The sequence below is a fragment of the Nocardia cyriacigeorgica GUH-2 genome, assembly GCF_000284035.1.
Classification (GTDB): Bacteria; Actinomycetota; Actinomycetes; order Mycobacteriales; family Mycobacteriaceae; genus Nocardia; species Nocardia cyriacigeorgica_B.
This window is the reverse complement of the sequence record NC_016887.1, coordinates 324935-342758: the sequence shown is the minus strand read 5'-3', so window position 1 is coordinate 342758 and position 17824 is coordinate 324935. Positions and strand designations below refer to the sequence as shown.

The 17824-nt window shown below is 67.9% G+C and carries 16 protein-coding genes; 8 read left to right on the top strand and 8 right to left on the bottom strand.

All coding sequences use genetic code 11. The annotated features are described in order from the left end of the window. The first annotated feature begins 7 nt into the window (after window positions 1-7). Window positions 8-1363, top strand: coding sequence for a serine hydrolase domain-containing protein (locus tag NOCYR_RS01535; RefSeq protein WP_048832587.1), 1356 nt, complete (start codon window positions 8-10; stop codon window positions 1361-1363). A 72-nt stretch (window positions 1364-1435) separates the two neighbouring features. Here NOCYR_RS01535 and NOCYR_RS01530 read toward each other — a convergent pair whose 3' ends face one another. The 4 genes from NOCYR_RS01530 to NOCYR_RS01515 form a co-directional block, all read right to left on the bottom strand. Beyond that, window positions 1436-2470, bottom strand: coding sequence for an aspartate-semialdehyde dehydrogenase (locus tag NOCYR_RS01530; RefSeq protein WP_048832585.1), 1035 nt, complete (start codon window positions 2468-2470; stop codon window positions 1436-1438). A 2-nt stretch (window positions 2471-2472) separates the two neighbouring features. Continuing rightward, window positions 2473-3738 carry an aspartate kinase gene (locus NOCYR_RS01525; RefSeq protein ID WP_014348594.1) on the bottom strand — a complete coding sequence of 422 codons (1266 nt, stop codon included), beginning with the start codon at window positions 3736-3738 and terminating at the stop codon, window positions 2473-2475. Between the two features lie 181 nt (window positions 3739-3919). Continuing rightward, on the bottom strand, window positions 3920-4495 hold the full coding sequence (locus tag NOCYR_RS01520; protein ID WP_014348593.1) for a dihydrofolate reductase family protein: 576 nt from the start codon (window positions 4493-4495) through the stop codon (window positions 3920-3922). Window positions 4496-4526: 31 nt separating this feature from the next. Then, window positions 4527-5090 (bottom strand): dihydrofolate reductase family protein, encoded by a 564-nt coding sequence (locus tag NOCYR_RS01515; protein WP_014348592.1) that lies wholly within the window; start codon window positions 5088-5090, stop codon window positions 4527-4529. A 72-nt stretch (window positions 5091-5162) separates the two neighbouring features. Here NOCYR_RS01515 and NOCYR_RS01510 point away from each other — a divergent pair, with 72 nt between their 5' ends. The 4 genes from NOCYR_RS01510 (at window position 5163) to NOCYR_RS01495 (ending at window position 7840) form a co-directional block, all read left to right on the top strand. Then, window positions 5163-5744, top strand: a complete 582-nt coding sequence (locus NOCYR_RS01510) for a TetR/AcrR family transcriptional regulator (protein WP_048832583.1) — start codon at window positions 5163-5165, stop codon at window positions 5742-5744. Between the two features lie 30 nt (window positions 5745-5774). Beyond that, window positions 5775-5966, top strand: coding sequence for a DUF1918 domain-containing protein (locus NOCYR_RS01505; RefSeq protein ID WP_048832581.1), 192 nt, complete (start codon window positions 5775-5777; stop codon window positions 5964-5966). A gap of 146 nt (window positions 5967-6112) precedes the next feature. Then, window positions 6113-6571, top strand: coding sequence for an SRPBCC family protein (locus NOCYR_RS01500; RefSeq protein WP_014348589.1), 459 nt, complete (start codon window positions 6113-6115; stop codon window positions 6569-6571). Between the two features lie 57 nt (window positions 6572-6628). Further along, window positions 6629-7840 carry a low temperature requirement protein A gene (locus NOCYR_RS01495; protein ID WP_014348588.1) on the top strand — a complete coding sequence of 404 codons (1212 nt, stop codon included), beginning with the start codon at window positions 6629-6631 and terminating at the stop codon, window positions 7838-7840. Window positions 7841-7852: 12 nt separating this feature from the next. Here the strand turns inward: NOCYR_RS01495 and NOCYR_RS01490 are convergent, their stop codons facing one another. The 3 genes from NOCYR_RS01490 to NOCYR_RS01480 all read right to left on the bottom strand — a co-directional run bounded on the left by NOCYR_RS01490 (window position 7853) and on the right by NOCYR_RS01480 (window position 11309). Continuing rightward, on the bottom strand, window positions 7853-8689 hold the full coding sequence (locus tag NOCYR_RS01490; RefSeq protein ID WP_014348587.1) for an ion transporter: 837 nt from the start codon (window positions 8687-8689) through the stop codon (window positions 7853-7855). Window positions 8690-8777: 88 nt separating this feature from the next. Then, entirely contained in the window at window positions 8778-10397 is a 1620-nt protein-coding gene (locus NOCYR_RS01485) for a GMC oxidoreductase (RefSeq protein WP_014348586.1), read from the bottom strand. A 150-nt stretch (window positions 10398-10547) separates the two neighbouring features. Next, window positions 10548-11309, bottom strand: coding sequence for a sulfite exporter TauE/SafE family protein (locus tag NOCYR_RS01480; protein ID WP_014348585.1), 762 nt, complete (start codon window positions 11307-11309; stop codon window positions 10548-10550). A gap of 241 nt (window positions 11310-11550) precedes the next feature. Here NOCYR_RS01480 and leuA point away from each other — a divergent pair, with 241 nt between their 5' ends. Both leuA and NOCYR_RS01470 read left to right on the top strand, forming a co-directional pair. Beyond that, window positions 11551-13344, top strand: coding sequence for a 2-isopropylmalate synthase (leuA, locus tag NOCYR_RS01475; RefSeq protein ID WP_014348584.1), 1794 nt, complete (start codon window positions 11551-11553; stop codon window positions 13342-13344). Between the two features lie 167 nt (window positions 13345-13511). Further along, window positions 13512-15647, top strand: coding sequence for an AAA family ATPase (locus NOCYR_RS01470; protein ID WP_014348583.1), 2136 nt, complete (start codon window positions 13512-13514; stop codon window positions 15645-15647). Window positions 15648-15879: 232 nt separating this feature from the next. Here NOCYR_RS01470 and NOCYR_RS01465 read toward each other — a convergent pair whose 3' ends face one another. After that, window positions 15880-16773 carry a LysR family transcriptional regulator gene (locus NOCYR_RS01465; RefSeq protein ID WP_048833840.1) on the bottom strand — a complete coding sequence of 298 codons (894 nt, stop codon included), beginning with the start codon at window positions 16771-16773 and terminating at the stop codon, window positions 15880-15882. A gap of 93 nt (window positions 16774-16866) precedes the next feature. On the opposite strand from NOCYR_RS01465, the gene NOCYR_RS01460 reads away from it, so the two are divergent. Continuing rightward, window positions 16867-17814, top strand: coding sequence for an EamA family transporter (locus tag NOCYR_RS01460; RefSeq protein ID WP_014348581.1), 948 nt, complete (start codon window positions 16867-16869; stop codon window positions 17812-17814). The last annotated feature ends 10 nt before the right edge of the window (window positions 17815-17824 follow it).

Genomic DNA, 17824 nt, shown 5'->3' with positions numbered 1-17824 from the left:
GATCCGCATGAGGCGTTTGGGTGGACTCCTCGTAGGGGTCACAGCGGTTGCACTGGTAGCGGGGCACGTCTTCGCCGCGTCCGCGGCCGCGGCACCGCCCGACACCACCGAAGCGCAGTGTTCGGTAACTTCCGGACGGCAACTCGAACGAGCCGAACCCGAAGCGGCGGGGCTTGATTCGCAGCGCCTGGCCGAAGCGTTGAATTTCGCCGCCGGCCGGAATCGGTTGAATGTGCAGGTGTTCCGGCACAACTGCCTCATCGGCGAAGGCCCCACCAACGACCAGACCGGCAACGTGGCCTGGAACGTCTGGAGCGTCACCAAGAGCGTTGTCTCATTGCTTGCCGGGATCGCCTCGGACCAAGGCAAACTCGACATCTCCGCGCCGATCGGCCGCTATCTGCCCGCCGGCCTGGGCGACGAGTCCCGCCGGGCGATCACGGTGGAGAATCTGCTCACCGAGACCTCGGGCATGCGGGTCGGCGTGGTGACCGAGGGCATCACCGGGGTGATCCCGCTGGACCCGAACAGTGCGGTGCAGGCACTCGGCGTGCCACTCGACCATGAACCGGGCACCGTATTCACCTACAGCCAGCGCAATGTGGACCTGCTGGCGTACGTGCTCGAACTGGCCGTCGGCGAACCACTCCAGCAGTTCGCCCAGCGGGAACTGTTCGACCCGCTCGGGATCGCGCGCAGCGACTACTACTGGGCCCGCGACCGCGCCGGGCACACCTACGGGTACGCGCACCTGATGATCCCGCCCAACGACCTGGCCAAGCTCGGACTGCTGGTCGCCAACGACGGACGCTGGGGCGCAACACAACTCGTCTCGCGCGGCTACCTCGACGCCGCGCGGTCACCGTCACCGGCAAACCACTGCTACGGCTACCTGTTCTGGCTCGGCCCCTCCTGCGCGGAGAACGCGAGCTTCCTACCGCCGGACATGTACTCGATGGCGGGGATGGGCATGCAGAACGTCTTCGTCTTCCCCAGCCTGGACCTGATGGTGGTGTGGACCGGGATGTTCGGCAATGTGAGTACGCACGGGCCGTCGGGCGTCATCCAGAATCAGGCCGAACTGCCGCACGAGTTCTTCCGCCGGTTGTTCGCCGCGTTCCACGAACCGCCGGTGCCCGATCCCGGACCGTACATCGAACCGCCGTTGACGCTGGACCCGAACGCCTTCATCGACACCGACATCCTGCTCGCCATCGTCGGCATCGGCACGTCGGCCTACCCGGGCTGCAATGTCTTCGCCTGCTTGAACCAGCCGCTGCGCCCGCTGTTCAGCGACGCGCCGCCGGGCTGCGCCATCCTGGCCTGTCTCGGACCCGACCCGCGCACGCCCGGCATCCACTGAGACGAGACGAGCCCGGCCGTCGCTGCTTCGGTCAGCAGCGTCGGCCGGGCTCGGTTGTCCGCTCCGAACCGCTCAGCGGTCGGCGAGCAGGACCTCGGCGATCTGAATGGTGTTGAGCGCGGCGCCCTTACGCAGATTGTCACCGGAGATGAACAGCGCGAGGCCACGGCCGTCGGGCACACCGGGATCCTGGCGGATCCGGCCGACCAGCGACTCGTCGTGCCCGGCCGCCTGCAACGGCGTCGGCACATCGACCAGCTTGACGCCGGGCGCCTTGGCCAGGATCTCGGTGGCCTGCGCCACCGACAGCGGCTGATCGAACTCCGCGTTCACCGACAGCGAGTGCCCGGTGAACACCGGCACGCGCACGCAGGTGCCGCTCACCAGCAGCTCGGGCAGGCCGAGGATCTTGCGGCTCTCGTTGCGCAGCTTCTGATCTTCGTCGGTCTCGCCGGAGCCGTCGTCGACCAGCGAACCGGCCAGCGGCAGCACATTGAACGCGATCGGCGCGACGTACTTGTTCGGCGCCGGGAAATCGACCGCGCCGCCGTCGTGGGTGAGCTTTTCGGCGTCGCCGATCACCGCGCGGGCCTGCGAGACCAGCTCTTCCACACCGGCCAGGCCGCTACCGGACACTGCCTGGTAGCTGGAGACGATGAGCCGGCGCAGCCCGGCGATATCGTGCAGCGGCTTGAGCACCGGCATCGCGGCCATGGTGGTGCAGTTGGGGTTGGCGATGATGCCCTTGACCAGATTGCGGGTCTGCTCCGGGTTCACCTCGCTGACCACCAGCGGCACGTCGGGGTCCTTGCGCCAGGCCGAGGAATTGTCGATGACGGTGACCCCGGCGGCGGCGAAGCGCGGCGCCTGCACCCGCGACATGGTGGCGCCGGCGGAGAACAGCGCGATATCGAGCCCGGACGGATCGGCGGTCTCGGTGTCTTCCACCACGATCTCGCCGCCGCGCCACGGCAGCTTCTTACCGGCCGACCGGGCCGAGGCGAAGAACCGCACCTCATCGGCCGGGAAGTCGCGCTCTTCGAGCAGCTTGCGCATGACGGCGCCGACCTGACCGGTCGCGCCGACCACTCCTACCCGTACACCCATGTTCATCGCCCCGTTCCGGCGTGGACGACGGCGACCTCGTCACCGCCGAGATCGAAAGCCCGGTGCAGCACCTTGACCGCCTCGTCGAGCTGGGATTCGGCGACCAGCACCGAGATGCGGATCTCCGAGGTCGAGATCAGGTCGATGTTGACGCCCGCCTCGGCCAGCGACTCGCAGAACGTCGCGGTGACGCCCGGATGCGACTTCATACCCGCGCCGACCAGCGAGACCTTGCCGATGTTCTCATCGGAGCGGACCTCGGAGAAGCCGATCTCGGCCTTGCGCTCGGTGAGGATCTGCACCGCGCGGACCAGTTCGGTCTTGGGCAGGGTGAAGGTGATGTCGGTCTTGCCGGTCTCCACCTCGGAGACGTTCTGCAACACCATGTCGATGTTGATTTCCGCGTCGGCGACCGCCCGGAACACCTTGGCGGCGTAGCCCGGTTCGTCCGGCAGGCCGACGACAGTCACCTTGGCCTCGCTGCGATCGTGCGCAACGCCGGTCAGGATTGCCTGCTCCATCGGGATGTCCTCCATCGATCCGTAAACGGTGGTGCCCACCTTGTCGGTGTACGACGAGCGCACATGCACGGGCACGTTGTAGCGCCGCGCGTACTCCACACAACGCAGCATCAAGACTTTCGAGCCGCACGCGGCCATTTCGAGCATTTCCTCATAGGAGACCTGCTCGAGCTTCTGCGCGTCGGACACGATGCGCGGGTCGGCGGTGAAGATGCCGTCGACGTCGGTGTAGATCTCGCAGACATCGGCCTTCAGCGCCGCGGCGAGGGCGACGGCGGTGGTGTCGGAGCCGCCGCGACCGAGGGTGGTGACGTCCTTGCTGTCCTGGCTGACGCCCTGGAAGCCCGCGACCAGCACGATCAGGCCGTCGTCGAGCGCCTCCCGGAGCCGGCTCGGGGTGACGTCGATGATCTTGGCCTTGCCGTGCGCGCCGGTGGTGATCACGCCGGCCTGCGAGCCGGTGAACGAGCGCGCCTCCTCGCCCAAGGCGTGGATGGCCATCGCGACCAGCGCGTTGGAGATGCGCTCACCCGAGGTGAGCAGCATGTCCATCTCACGCGCCGGGGGTTCCGGGGAGACCTGCTGGGCGAGATCGAGCAGCTCGTCGGTGGTATCGCCCATAGCCGAGCAGACCACGACCACCTCGTGGCCCTGCTTCTTCGTTTCGACGATCCGTTCAGCGACGCGCCGGATCCGTTCGGCCGAGGCGACCGACGATCCTCCGTACTTCTGAACAACAAGAGCCACGGCAGGCTCCTCCCAGATCGACAAACAAGCTGATTTCAGTGCTTCAGCGTACCGGCCCGGATCCAGGCATTTAGGCCCTCCCTCCGAGCCTGTGGAAAAGGACACAACCGCGCCGGATCCCGTTTGATATCGATGCCGACGGGCTATTGCCGCCGGTGATCGGCCTGGTCGGGGCCGGATGTCAGGCCCGGGTGAGCCAGGTGACCTGGGTGCCGTTGCCGAACGCGCGCCGCCGCGCCGGGGTGAACCGGGTGGGCCGGAACGGCCCGTCGAAGGCGCGCACGCCCGCGCCGGCCGATACCGGATAGCTCTTGATGACGAGCTCGTCGATCTCGTCGATGAGCTCCCCGGCGAGCTTGCCGCCGCCGGCCAGCCAGATGTCGAGACCGTCCTCCTGCTTCAACCGGCGCACCAGGCCCACCGGGTCCGATGCCACCAGTTCGACGCCCGGGTCGTCGATGGTGCCGAGCGTGCTGGACACGACGTACTGACGCAGGTGCGGGTACGGGCTGGCGATGCCGACGGCCAGGCCGGGCTCATAGGTGCCGCGCCCCATCACGACGGTGTCGAAGTTCTTGCCGGTGGTGCCCTCGGCGACTCCGAAATGCGGCCAGGCGTGGGCCGGGAGGGTTTCGGGGTAGTCGGTGGCGATCCATTCGGTGAACTCCGGCGGGAGCGGGAAGAAGTCGATGCTGCCGTCGGGGCCGGCGATGTAGCCGTCGAGGGTCATGCCGACGTAGTAGACGAGCTTTCGCATGGGGATCCTGCTTTCTGTGGATTGAGACCGGTCAGGCGCGCGCGTACCAGGTGACCTGGTTTCCGCTGTCGAATTCCTTGCGCCGGATCGGGGTGAACTGCGTGGGGCCGAAGGCGCCGGTGAAAGCGGGGATGCCCGCGCCGGCGACGACCGGATAGCTCTTGATGATCAGCTCGTCGATCTCGCCGGCCAGCGTGGCCGCGAGCTTGCCGCCACCGCAGAGCCAGATATCGAGGCCCTCGGCCCGCTTCAACTGCCGCACGAACTCGACCGGATCGCCGGGCACCACCTCGATGGCCGGGTCGACCTGCGGACCGAGCGTCGACGAGAAGACGTATTGCTTCAAGTGCGCGAACGGGCTGGCCTCGCCGACGGCGTAGGTTCCGCGACCCATCAGCACGGTGTCCCACTCCTGGTTCGGTGCGTCCACCGCCATCCCGATGTGCGGGCGGGCCGCGGTCGGAATCGAATCGGGGAACTGCGCGCACATCCATGCGGTGTAGGCGTCGGAGCCCGGATAGAAGTCGAACTGGTCGTCGGGGCCCGCGATGTACCCGTCCAGCGAGACGGCGACGTAGTAGACGAGCTTTCGCATATGAACCACCTGAGATGTTGTACTCTGTCTGTAGTGGTTTCAACGTAGTACTACAAACGGAGTGGTGTCAAGGTGAGGACGAATCCAGAGCGCAGGCAGGCTTTGCTCGACGCAGCCATCGAAGTACTGGCCCGCGAGGGCGCGCGGGGGCTGACCTTCCGCGCGGTCGACAAGGAGGCCGGGGTCCCCGCCGGTACGGCCTCGAACTACTTCGCCAACCGCGACGATCTGATGACCCAGACCGGTAGCCGCTTCTACGAGCGCCTCGAACCCAGCGCGGCCATGATGGCCAAGCTCGGCGGGCCGAAGACCAGGGAAACGATCACCGAACTGATGACCGACGTGGTCGACCGGCTGGAAACCTTCCGCACCGGCTACCTCGCACTACTGGAACTACGCCTGGAGGCGACCCGCAGGCCGGAACTACGCGAAGTGCTCACCGAACGGGTCCGCGCCGATATCGAATTCAACGTCCGCAACCACATCGACTCCGGCATGCCGGGCGACGAGGACACCGTATTGCTGCTGTATCTGGCGCTGAACTGGCTGATCGTGGACCGGCTCACGCTGCCGGGCATCTTCACCGAGGAGCGGAGCAGGCAGCTGATCGAAACCGCTGTCGCCCGGGCCATAGCCGAGCGCGACGGGTTGTGATGTGCACCACGGTCCCCGATAATGGGAGCCATGATGGCGAACGTCGGAGATCGGCTCCATGTGCACGGTCACATCGTGGGCGACCATGATCATCTCGGCGAGATCGTCGAGGTGCGCGGACCCAACGGGTCGCCCCCGTATATCGTGCGTTTCGAGGACGGACACGAGTCGCTGGTGTACCCGGGACCCGATGCGACAGTAGAGCCTCCGGGCTCGAACTGAACGTCACAATTCGGTCACCGCACGCCCGCTGATCGGCCGCCGGCCAACCATGTAGCTACCTACGCCACCGTAGGAGCAGTGTTGACGATCACTGTGCCGCTGGGCACAATCGGCGCGTTGGTAATGCGGGGGTGCGGAGGTAAGACATGCGTACGAAGACCGATATCCGATTCGTCGTCGACACCGACCCCGCCCAGGTCATGGACGCATTGGCAGCGGTGGAAATGCTCCCGGATTGGTCGTCGGCCTACACCGATGCCCGTGTCGCCACCCGCGACGAGGAAGGCAGGCCGCGCCGGGTCTTCGTCAAGGCGGAAATGCTCGGCAGCTCCGATCTGCAGGTCCTCGAATACGACTGGGACGCCAACCGTTCGGCCTGGGAGGTCGTCGACAGCACCCGCGGGGTGAAGGGCGGCGGCTTCTTCGAAGTGACCGAGACCGACGAGGGCACCCACGTCTGGTACCACAACGAGCTGTACCTGCCCATTCCCGTTCCCGGCTTCCTGCTCAAGCGCTCCGTGCGCCGCGCGAACGAGGCGATGGTGGAGACGTTCATCGAATTCGCCGAACGATTTCCCGAAACGGAAACGTTTCAAACCGCTTGATGACTGAGCCCGCTCGTCGGCGGGCACAGCGGGCCCCGGCCTGCCACGATGTCATCCATGATCGGATCCAAACGAGCCCGGCTGCAGCCGATGGCCGAGGGCTCCTCGGTGACCCAGCTCGAACTGTTCTTCGACCTGGTCCTGGTCTTCGCGTTCACGATGGTCACCGACCTCGCCGCGGACGAGACCACGGCGCAGAATCTGCTGCGCGCGCTGCTGTGCCTGGCCCTGATGTGGTGGCTGTGGATCGCGTATTCCTGGCTGGGCAATATCGTCCGCGCTGACGAGGGCATCGCCCGGATCGCGATCTTCGTGGCGATGGGCGGTGCGTTCATCGCCGCGCTCACGATTCCCGAGGCCTTCGACGATCTGGAAGGCGGCTGGTTCGGGCCGCTGGTATTCGCCATCGCCTATCTGGTCGTGCGGCTGGTGCATCTGGTGATGATGTGGCTGGCCGCCGAGGGCGATACGAAGTTGCGCGCCCAGATCGTGCGCTGGGCGCTGGGTTCCATCACCCTCGGCACCACGCTGCTGGTGGTCGCGGCACTCACCGACGGCCGGGTGCAGCTCGCGCTGTGGCTCGCGGCGATCGCCGGGGACTGGGTATGGACCCGGTTCGCCGGCACCGAATGGCGGCTCGCCTCGGCCAGTCACTACTCCGAGCGATACGGGCTGATCATCATCGTGGCGCTGGGCGAATCGATCGTCTCGATCGGCATCGGCGTCGCCGGACTGCCGATCTCCTGGCCGATCACCCTCGCCTCGATGCTCGGCCTGGCCATTTCCGGCTTGCTGTGGTGGGCCTACTTCGACGTCGCCGCGCTGTCGGTCGAGCACGCGTTGGCGCATGCCAGGGGCGCCCGGCGGATCAAGATCGCCCAAATGTGCTACATGTACTGGCATTTCCCGATGATCGCCGGGGTTATAGGCCTGTCGCTGGGCCTGAAGAAGGTGCTGTACTACGTGGGCGACGAATCCACCCACACCCTCAGCGACGCCCTCTACGGCATCCCGCTGGGCGCGCTGTACGGCGGTGTGGCGCTGTTCCTGGCCGGCCTGGTCGGCTTCAAGCACTACGCGACCGGCAATCTGTCGGCCGCTCGAATCGTCACGGTGGCAATCCTGATCGCGCTGACGCCGCTGGCCGCCGCGCTGCCCGCCCTGGCCTCGCTGACCATGCTGTTCGTCGTGCTCGCCGCGCTGATCGGCTGGGAGACCATCCGCCACGCCGACGCCCGCGATCAGATCCGGCACGCCGTGCCCGAATGATCCGACCGCTGGTCAGGGCGGAAAGTGATGGCGCACAGTGCGTTCCAACGGCGTCGGGCCGTACGCCGAGGGCGGCACCTTCACCCCGTTGCTCAACGCGTCGCGGATCTGGTCGATGTTCTCCCGCAACAGATCCGAGACGAGTTCGTCGGTGCGCGGATCGTCGAGGAACTGGAACAGGATCCGGAAGACGGTATCGGCGACCAGCCGGATGATGTCGTCGTGGAACGGCAGATAACGCACCCGGCCGGCCTGCGGGTCGTTCTTGATCAACTCCACGATCATCTCGTCGAGTTCCTTGCGGTTCTCCTCCAGCGCCGCGGCGATGTTCTGGGTGTAGTGGCCGGCCCGTAGCGCGTGCGCGACCTCGTCGAGCACGGCCATGGTCACCGGCTTCTTGATGGTCTCGACGATGGTGCCGACCGACCGGTTGATCACCGCGGCGGTGACCCGGTCGCCGTACACCCGGTCGGCCACCCGCGCCAGCCGCACCAGGATGACCACGATCCGCAGCAGCCGGAACCCGCGCAGCCACGGGCTGGTCACCGGGATCATGCCGAGCACTTCGTACCAGTAGACGAACGGGAACGTCCACGGCCAGCCCGCGCGACGCCAGCGCCAGAGGAACTCGACGGCGAAGATCGCGCAGATGGTGTAGTCGGCGATGACGATGGTGCGGTAGGTCTGATCGGAGACCTCGAAGAAGGTGATCCAGCCGATCAGCACCACCGACGCGATGGCCAGCCCGAGCATCAGGAAATCGGTCCACAGCGTGGGCGGTTTGCGCGGGTACTCGCCGGGTTCGGGCACCTCGTCCAGTTCATAGCCGGTGGGCGGCGCTACTGCCACGTGTGGATCCCTTCGATGCCGAACAACCCAGCCGACGGTAATACCGCGCGGGGCCGCCCATGCTGATTTCGCGGTTCGTGGCGGCGCGTCACCGTCCGGCGCGGATGATCGCCTCGATATTGCGTTCGGCCAGGGCGGTAATCGTGAGCGAGGGATTCACCGTCGCGGTGCTGCCGGGGATCGCCGCGCCGTCCATGACGTAGAGCCCGGGATGACCGTGCACGCGGCCGTGTCCATCGGTGGCTCGGCCCAGTACCGCACCACCGAGCGGATGCGCGGTGAACAGGGCGTTCGCGTCGTAGCCGAGTGCGCTGTATTCGACCAGCGCGCCCGCCCGTTCGGCGATCCGCCGGTCGACGGCGCGCGCGGCGGCCACCGTCTCGTCGCGATTGCGGGTCGACCAGCTCAGCCCCACCGAATCCGTGCCGCGGTCGTAGCCCATCCGGGTGCGGGTCGGATCGAGCACCATGCCGAGCGAGGCCAGCGCGCCGGTTTCGAACGGAATGCCCGGGATGTACCAGTTCTCCAGGGTCACCGGGACCGCGGAATTGTCGAAGATCCGGCTGGCACTGGGCACACCCTGACCGAAGCCGGCCACCGAGCTGGCGCCGCGGGCCAGCACCACATCGCCGTTGGTGCCCCAGCCGTCGCCGATGTGTTCGTTGAGGTTGGGCAGCGCGCCGGTGGCCTGGGCGCGGACCAGCAGTTCGGTGCTGCCGATGGAGCCGGCGCCGAGGAACAGCTGATCGCAGGTCAGGGTGCGGGTGCGCAGCACATCGCCGGTCGGGGCCAGTTTCGTCACGGTGACCGAATACCGTCCGCCGCTCTCCTGGCCGATGGCGTCGACCCGGTGGCCTGGGAAGATCCCGCAGCGGCCGGTCTGCTCGGCGTAGCGCAGATAGTTCTGATTGAGATCGAACTTGGCGCCGTTGGAGTTGCCGAGATTGCTGCGCGCGACCGTCGCCGACGGCCTGCTGCGCCCGGCCAGCTCATCGCGCAGGATGTTCCAGCTGAAGATCGAATCATTGGGCACGGGCTGATATCCGGCCTTGCGGACCTGATCGTCCCAGGCGCGCGAATGGGTGAACGGCGCCGACTGGTAGATGTCGGCCGGCATGGCGTCCAGCCGCAGCATCTGCCGCACCCGCGGGTAGTAGACGCTCTCGAGCTCGCCGTAATCCACCACCCCGCCGAAGACGTGGTCGAACAGGCTGCGCTCGGGCGCGATCATCACACCGCTGAACACGATCGAGCCGCCGCCCACCGCGGCCGCCCGCCACACGTCGATCCCCGGATATTCGGTGACATCGAGTACCCCGCCGAAACTGGCGAACTGCATCGGCACCTTGGTCACCCCGGTGAAGGAGGTGCGGTGCCAGAAACCGCGGCCGTCGGGCAGATCGTCGCCGGTGAAGATCTCCCGCCACGGATCGTTGGGCCAGCGCGAACCGCGTTCCAGGACGGTGGTGGAGATCCCGGCCTGCGCCAATCGCAATGCGGTGGCCGAGGCCCCGAAGCCGGAGCCGACAACGATCGCGGGCGAATGATCGGCCGGATCGGGTAGCGGCGCGAAGATCTCCGGTACCCATTCACGGAACAGTGCATCCCAGATCGGATCGGCATTCGCCGTGACCGCACCGGCCGTCGATCCGAGGACCCCCAGCAATGTCGCCGCACCCACCGCCTCGAGGAAGGCACGCCTATCCACTTCTGCCACCTCCAAATTCACGCGCGCGGCCCGGGGAAGATTACCGGCAATCGGCAATGTTGAACAGCCGCTGTTCACCCGGCCACGCGGTGACGGAACGATCTTCCTTATCAATAGATCCGCAGAAGTGGCTCTGCCATTACCGATCGTTCACGACGTGAGCAATCGGACCACCGCGATCGTGCCGACGACGACGATCACCGCGCGCAGAACCGTCGGCGACAGCTTGCGCCCGACGCGGGCGCCGAGCTGCCCGCCGATGATGGATCCGGCCGCGATCAGCGCGACCGCCTCCCAGGCGATATCGGCGACGACGATGAAGATGGCCGCCGACACCGCGTTCACCAGCAGCGCGAGGGTGTTCTTCACCGCGTTCAGCCGTTGCAGGTCGTCGTGCACGAACACACCGAGCAGCCCGATCAGCAGCACACCCTGGGCCGCGCCGAAATAGCCACCGTAGATCCCGGTGGCATAGATCGAGCCGAACAGCACCGGGCCGCCGTGCTCGGGGGTGTTGTCGGCATCGCGGCGGCTCTTCACCCACGCCGCCAGCCGCGGCTGCACGATCACCAGCACCAGCGCGGCGATGATCAGCACCGGAACGATGGCCTTGAACGCCTGCTCCGGCATCGTCAGCAGGGCCACCGCGCCGGTGATCGCGCCGAGCAGCGACGCCACGCCCAGCCGCAGCAGCCGGGCCCGCTGACCGGACAGCTCACGCCGGTACCCGATCACCCCGCTCACCGAGCCGGGCACCAGCCCGACGGTATTCGATACGTTCGCCGTCACCGGCGGATAGCCGATCGCCAGCAGCACCGGAAAGGTGATGAGGGTGCCGGAGCCGACAATCGTGTTGATTCCGCCCGCGGCCACACCGGCGGCGAAGACGGCCAGCATTTCGAGCCAAGTCATCGATGATCCTCACGTCCCGTCGGACCGCGGTGGCCCGTACAAGCGCATTCGGTCGCCGACGCTATCGGTACCGCCCTATCGACACCGAATCCGGGCACGGTAAACTGGCCCGCATCATGCAGCGGGCACTTCTTCTCGGCCGCCGCGACGGGGTCTGATCGGACCGGCCTCCCGTCGCGGGGTTCTGCCGCGCCGGTCGACCCGCCTTTTCGGGACACCACCCACACCCACGGAGAATCGCATGTCACCCGCTGACGCCTTCGTATCCGGCACGCGCACCATCACCGCGCCCACCAAGCCCGCGCCCGCCGATCAGCCGGCCTGGAACAAGCAGAAGAACTCCTCGATGCCGACCTTCCGGTACCGGCCCTTCGCCGAGGAGGTCGAGCCGATCACGCTGCCCGACCGCACCTGGCCCGACAAGGTCATCGATCGCGCCCCGGCCTGGTGCGCAGTGGACCTGCGCGACGGCAACCAGGCGCTGATCGACCCGATGAGCCCGGCCCGCAAGCGCCGCATGTTCGACCTGCTGGTGCGGATGGGTTACAAGGAGATCGAGGTCGGCTTCCCGTCGGCCAGCCAGACCGACTTCGATTTCGTCCGCGAGATCATCACCGACGGCGCCATCCCCGACGACGTCACCATCCAGGTGCTCACCCAGTGCCGTCCGGAACTGATCGAGCGCACCTTCGAGGCCTGCTCGGGCGCGCCGAACGTGATCGTGCACTTCTACAACTCCACCTCCATCCTGCAGCGCCGAGTGGTGTTCCGCGCCGACCGCGAGGCCGTGAAGAAGATCGCCACCGATGCTGCGCGGCTGTGCCTGGAGACCGAGCGCAAGCACTCCGACACCAACTGGCGCTACGAGTACAGCCCGGAGTCCTACACCGGCACCGAGCTGGAATACGCCAAGGAGGTGTGCGACGCGGTCTCGGAGATCATCGCGCCCACCCCCGACAAGCCGCTGATCATCAACCTGCCCGCGACCGTCGAGATGGCCACGCCGAACGTCTACGCCGATTCCATCGAGTGGATGCACCGCAACCTGGCCCGCCGCGAGGCGATCGTGCTGTCGCTGCACCCGCACAACGACCGCGGCACCGCCGTGGCGGCCGCCGAGCTGGGCTACCAGGCCGGCGCCGACCGCATCGAAGGCTGCCTGTTCGGCAACGGTGAGCGCACCGGCAACGTCTGCCTGGTGACGCTGGGGATGAATATGTTCTCCCGCGGCATCGACCCGCAGATCAACTTCTCCGATATCGACGAGATCCGCCGCACCGTCGAGTACTGCAACCAGCTGCCCGTGCACGAGCGCCACCCCTACGGCGGCGATCTGGTCTACACCGCGTTCTCCGGCTCGCATCAGGACGCCATCAACAAGGGCCTGGACGCGATGAAGGTGACCGCGGACTCGGCCGGCGCCGACGTCGACGACATCACCTGGGAGGTGCCGTACCTGCCGATCGACCCCAAGGACGTCGGCCGCACCTACGAGGCCGTCATCCGGGTCAACTCGCAGTCCGGCAAGGGCGGCGTCGCCTACATCATGAAGACCGATCACGGGCTGGCGCTGCCGCGTCGGCTGCAGATCGAGTTCTCGCAGGCGATCCAGAAGATCACCGACGGTGAGGGCGGGGAGGTGACGCCCAAGGAGATGTGGGACGTCTTCGCCACCGAATACCTGAACCCGGTGCGGCCGCTGGAGCGGATCAAGCAGAAGGTCACCGCGTCGGAGACCGACGGCGGCACCGACACCATCACCGCGACGGTGAAGGTCGACGGCGTCGAGCAGGAGGTCACCGGTACAGGCAACGGCCCGCTGGCGGCGTTCGTCGACGCGATCGCGACCGTCGGGTACGACGTGCGGGTCCTCGACTACTCCGAACACGCCATGTCGGCCGGTGACGACGCCCAGGCCGCGGCCTACGTCGAATGTGCGATCGGCGACAAGGTGGTGTGGGGCGTCGGCATCGCGACCTCGATCACCACCGCCTCGCTGCGCGCCGTGGTTTCCGCGGTCAACCGGGCGAGCTGAGCATTCACCGGCGCGGTCCGGACGGCCGGGTGCCGGTCCGGACCGCGCCGCTGCCCCTCCCGGCCCGGTAAGCCACGGCATGCACGGGCCCGAACTCACCTGCTAGCGTTGACCCGCAACTGCGCCACCGAGCTCTCTGCTCGACTTCCCGAGCAGATGGGGGAACTGTGACAGACAACGACAACCCGACTTCTCCGCCCTGGTTGCAGAGTCATCCGGCGGACGCCGGAATCGCCACCGACTCCGACGCAACGCAGCAGCCGCAGCCCGATGCCGGTGAAGCCGAGCCGTCGGCGGCTGCCGAATCGAGCCCCGCGGGCGAGGCACCGGAGTCCGACTCGGGCAACGGTGCCGGTCCCGCCGACGCGACGTCGGTGTATTCGGTGAACGAATCCTCCTTCGGCGCCGATCAGTTCGCCGGCTCCGCACCGCACACCAGTGGCGAGTTCGCGCAGCCCGGACAGTTCTCTTCGCATACCAGCGGTCAATTCGCCCAGCCGGGGGAGTTCCCCGAGTCGGGCCCGGGACAGTCCGCGCCGCACACCAGCGGGCAGTTCGCCCAACCGGGGCAGTTCCCCGAGCCGGGCGCCGGGCAGTTCCAGGAGCAGGGATCGTTCGCTCCCCCTGGTCAATTCCCGGAACAGGGCTCTTTCGCGCCTCCGGGGCAATTCCCCGAACAGGGCTCGTTCGCGCCTCCCGGTCAATTCCCTGAGCAGGGCTCCTTTGCCCCTCCGGGCCAGTTCCCCGAGCAGAATTCCTTCGCTCCCCCGGGCCAGTTCCCGGAACAGGGTTCGTTCGCGCCTCCGGGACAGTTCGCGCCCTCCGGTTCTTTCGATCCTTCGGGGCCGGGCCAGTTCGCGCAGGGCGGGCCGGGGCAGTTCCCAGAGCAGCCGAACCAGGGACAGTTCGAACAGCCGGGCCAGTTCGCGCCGCACAGCAGCGGTCAGTTCGAGCAGCAGCCCGCCCCTGGGCAATTCGAGCAGCAGCCGCCGAATCAGTTCTCGCAGCCGCCGGGCCAGCAGTTCCCCGATCAGGGGCAGTTCGCGCAGGGCGGTTTCGCGCCGCAGGGCGAGCAGTTCCAGGCTCCGCCGCCCGGACCCGAGCAGGGCAACCACCATCCGCCGATGTCCGAGGGCGCCGGCGATCCGAACGCGATCAACAGCTGGGCCCCGCCGCCGGCACCGCCGCAGCAGACCTACCAGCCGCCGATGCAGCAGTCCGCGCCCACCGGCATGAGCGGGCCCGCGACCGGCCAGTACCAGACACCGGACTGGCAGGGCGGGCCGCCGCAGCAGGCCCAGCAGCCGGGGCAGCCGAACCAGCAGCCGTTCGTGCCGCAGCACATGCCACAGCCCGGGCAGCCCGGCCATTCGGTCAACGACCTGAACCTGCTGAAACGGGCCCGCAAGGCGCCGCGCAGCGGGTGGCGGCGCGCCGTCCACAAGGCCTCGCGCGGTCTCATCAACCCCGGTGAATCCGCCGCGGATGTGGTGCACGCCGATCTGGTCGAGCGGGTGAATCAGCCGGTGCGCGGCGACTACCGGATCGCGATCCTGTCGCTGAAGGGCGGTGTCGGTAAGACCACCACCACCGTCGGTATCGGTTCGACCTTCGCCTCGCTGCGCGGTGACCGCGTCATCGCCATCGACGCCAACCCCGACCTCGGCACCCTCGCGCATCGGGTGCCGCGGCAGACCCGCTCGACGGTCCGCAACCTGCTCGAAGACCAGCACATCACCCGGTACTCGGACGTGCGCGCGCACACCTCGCAGGCGCCGAGCCGGCTGGAAGTGCTGGCCAGTGAACAGGATCCGGCCGTCTCGGAGGCGTTCAGCGAGGCCGACTACCGCAAGGCCATCGGCATCCTGCAGTCGTTCTACAACATCATCCTGACCGACTGCGGTACCGGCCTGATGCACTCGGCCATGTCCGGTGTACTCGATATGGCCAGCTCGCTGGTCCTGGTCACCTCCCCGGCCATCGACGGCGCCCGCAGCGCCTCGGCCACCCTCGACTGGCTCGACCACCACGGTTACAGCAAGCTGGTGGAGCGCACGGTCGTGGTGGTCAACGCCTCGCGCCGCGGCGCCTCCTCGGTCGATATCGACCAGCTGCGCAAGCTGTTCCTGGACCGCACCCGCGCGGTACAGGTGGTGCCGTTCGACGACCACCTCGCCGAAGGCGCGGAAATCGATCTGGAGCTGGTGAGCAAGCCGACCCGTCGCGCGCTGCTGGAGTTGGCGGCGATGGTGGCCGACGACTTCGGGTACGCGGCGAGTCAGCAGCAGCCGTACGGACGGTAAAAGTCGGGCGTCAGGGTCGCAAAGAGCTCGCGCGAGCGGCCCGACACCTGCCTCCGACGCGGCCCATGGTCTCGGTCGTGCCCACGGCTCAGTCACAAAGCACCCCGACTCGAGGTGCCCCACGGCTCGTCGCCAGATGCCGACGGCCGGGTGCCGTTGCACCCCGCCACAGTGCCAGATGCCCACGGCTGGGCACCGATTGCACCCGCCACGGTGCGGGATGCCACACGGCTCAGTCCGGTATGGCGGCGGCGGCCGCGATGAAGGCGTCCAGCACGGTGGCGATCGCCGGGCGGGCGTCGACGCGGGGGCGGGTGGCGAGCTCGTACAGGCGCGCGGCGCGAACGCCGGACAGTCGCAGGACCGACAACTCCGGGTGCGTGACGGCGTGGCGCGGCATCAGCGCGACGCCGTAGCCGGTTGCCACCAGTACTTCGATCATGCGGAACTCGTTGAGGCGCTGCGTTATTCGCGGTTCGACACCGGTGACGGTGGCGATCGAGCGCAGCACATCGTCGACCGGGAAGCCGCCGCGCACGCTCAGCCAGCTCTCATCCGCCAGCTCGGCCGGGGTGACCGACTCGCGGCCGGCCAGCCGATGCGTCGGCGCGACGACCACGTCGATGGGTTCGCGCATCAGCACTCGCGAGGCGATGCGCGGGCCGGCCAGCGGCGCGGCGCGTTCGTCGCGATGGGTGAGGACGATGTCGTAGTCGGCCAGCAGACGATGGGTTTCCGACGGCGGCACGTCTTCGTCACGCGCGACGACCTCGACCCCGCTGTCGGCGAGCGCGGGCAGCACCCGAGGCAGCAGCAGCGCCCCGCCGGACGGGAACACCGCGACCCGCACTCGCCCGCGCGGCGAACCGCGGTAGTGCGCCATCTCGGCCACCGCGCGATCCATGGCGGCGAGCACTTCGTCGGCGCGCACCACCAGCGCGTGCCCGGCATCGGTGAGCCGCACCCGGCGCCCGTCCGGCTCGAGCAGCGCGACGCCGGCCTCGCGGGCGAGCACCTTCAATTGCTGCGATACCGCCGACGGCGTCATCGACAGTGCCGTCGCCGTCGCCGCGACGGTGCCCCGGTCGGCGAACTCCCGCAACACCCGCAGCCGCTCCAGCGACATCGGCGAACCCACGGAATCCATTAAGCAATGCTACACAGATAGTGCAGATCAATTCGATTGTTCTGAGCATTCACCGCCGCCATCCTGGAGTGCGTGACCACCCGCGACCGCCTACTCGGACTGACCGTCGTCCTGCTCTGGGGCCTGAACTTCCTTGCCATCCGCATCGGGCTCGACCATCTGCCGCCGTTCTTCTTCGCCTCGCTGCGCTTCGCCGTCATCGCGGTCCCGGTCCTGCTGTTCATCCCGCGCCCGGATGTGCGCTGGCGGTGGATCCTGTTGTACGGCCTCGGTTTCGGCATGTTGCAGTTCGCCTTCCTGTTCACCGCCATGCGCGTGGGCATGCCGACGGGATTGGCCTCGCTGGTGCTGCAATCCTCGGCGCCGTTCACCGTTGCCCTCGGTGCGCTCCTACTGTCCGAACGCATCCGCCCGATCCAGGTGGCCGGGCTGATGACGGCGGTCGCCGGCATGGCGATCATCGGCTGGGACCGCTTCGCCCACGCCAGCCTGATCCCCGTGCTGCTGACGCTGGCCGGCGGCTTCGGCTGGGCGCTGGGCAATATCGGCGCCCGCCGCGCCGGACAGGAATCGCCCGGCGTCAACCCGCTGCACCTCACCCTGTGGATCGCGGTCGTCCCCGTCCTCCCCCTCTACGCCCTCTCCGCTGCTTTCGAAGGCCCCACCACCGGTTTCCACGACCTGGCCGCCACCTTCTCCCCCACCGGCTGGCCCGCCCTGGCCGCCCTCGCCTACATCGCCCTGCTCGCCACCGTCGTCGGCTCCGGCCTGTGGACCTACCTGATGAGCCGCCACCCCGCCGGCGCCGTCGCCCCGTTCTCGCTGCTGGTTCCGGTGGTCGGCATCGCCGCCAGCTGGGCCTTCCTCGACGAAACCCCCACAGCCGCAAGCCTCATCGGTGGTGTGGTCGTCATCGCGGGGGCGTTCGCCGCCACGTCGGCGCGGACGCGGCGCGAGCCCGAGGCTACGGCCGCCTCGCTCGATCTCGAAAGACCTGAACCCGCGCCTTCCCGGGCCTGATCGGCTACAG

Bases quoted from the DNA above. Each gene is read 5' to 3' on its own strand.
- NOCYR_RS01535 (WP_048832587.1), top strand. From the start codon at position 8: ATGAGGCGTTTGGGTGGACTCCTCGTAGGGGTCACAGCGGTTGCACTG.
- NOCYR_RS01530 (WP_048832585.1), bottom strand. From the start codon at position 2,470: ATGGGTGTACGGGTAGGAGTGGTCGGCGCGACCGGTCAGGTCGGCGCC.
- NOCYR_RS01520 (WP_014348593.1), bottom strand. From the start codon at position 4,495: ATGCGAAAGCTCGTCTACTACGTCGGCATGACCCTCGACGGCTACATC.
- NOCYR_RS01515 (WP_014348592.1), bottom strand. From the start codon at position 5,090: ATGCGAAAGCTCGTCTACTACGTCGCCGTCTCGCTGGACGGGTACATC.
- NOCYR_RS01505 (WP_048832581.1), top strand. From the start codon at position 5,775: ATGATGGCGAACGTCGGAGATCGGCTCCATGTGCACGGTCACATCGTG.
- NOCYR_RS01500 (WP_014348589.1), top strand. From the start codon at position 6,113: ATGCGTACGAAGACCGATATCCGATTCGTCGTCGACACCGACCCCGCC.
- NOCYR_RS01495 (WP_014348588.1), top strand. From the start codon at position 6,629: ATGATCGGATCCAAACGAGCCCGGCTGCAGCCGATGGCCGAGGGCTCC.
- NOCYR_RS01480 (WP_014348585.1), bottom strand. From the start codon at position 11,309: ATGACTTGGCTCGAAATGCTGGCCGTCTTCGCCGCCGGTGTGGCCGCG.
- leuA (WP_014348584.1), top strand. From the start codon at position 11,551: ATGTCACCCGCTGACGCCTTCGTATCCGGCACGCGCACCATCACCGCG.
- NOCYR_RS01465 (WP_048833840.1), bottom strand. From the start codon at position 16,773: ATGTCGCTGGAGCGGCTGCGGGTGTTGCGGGAGTTCGCCGACCGGGGC.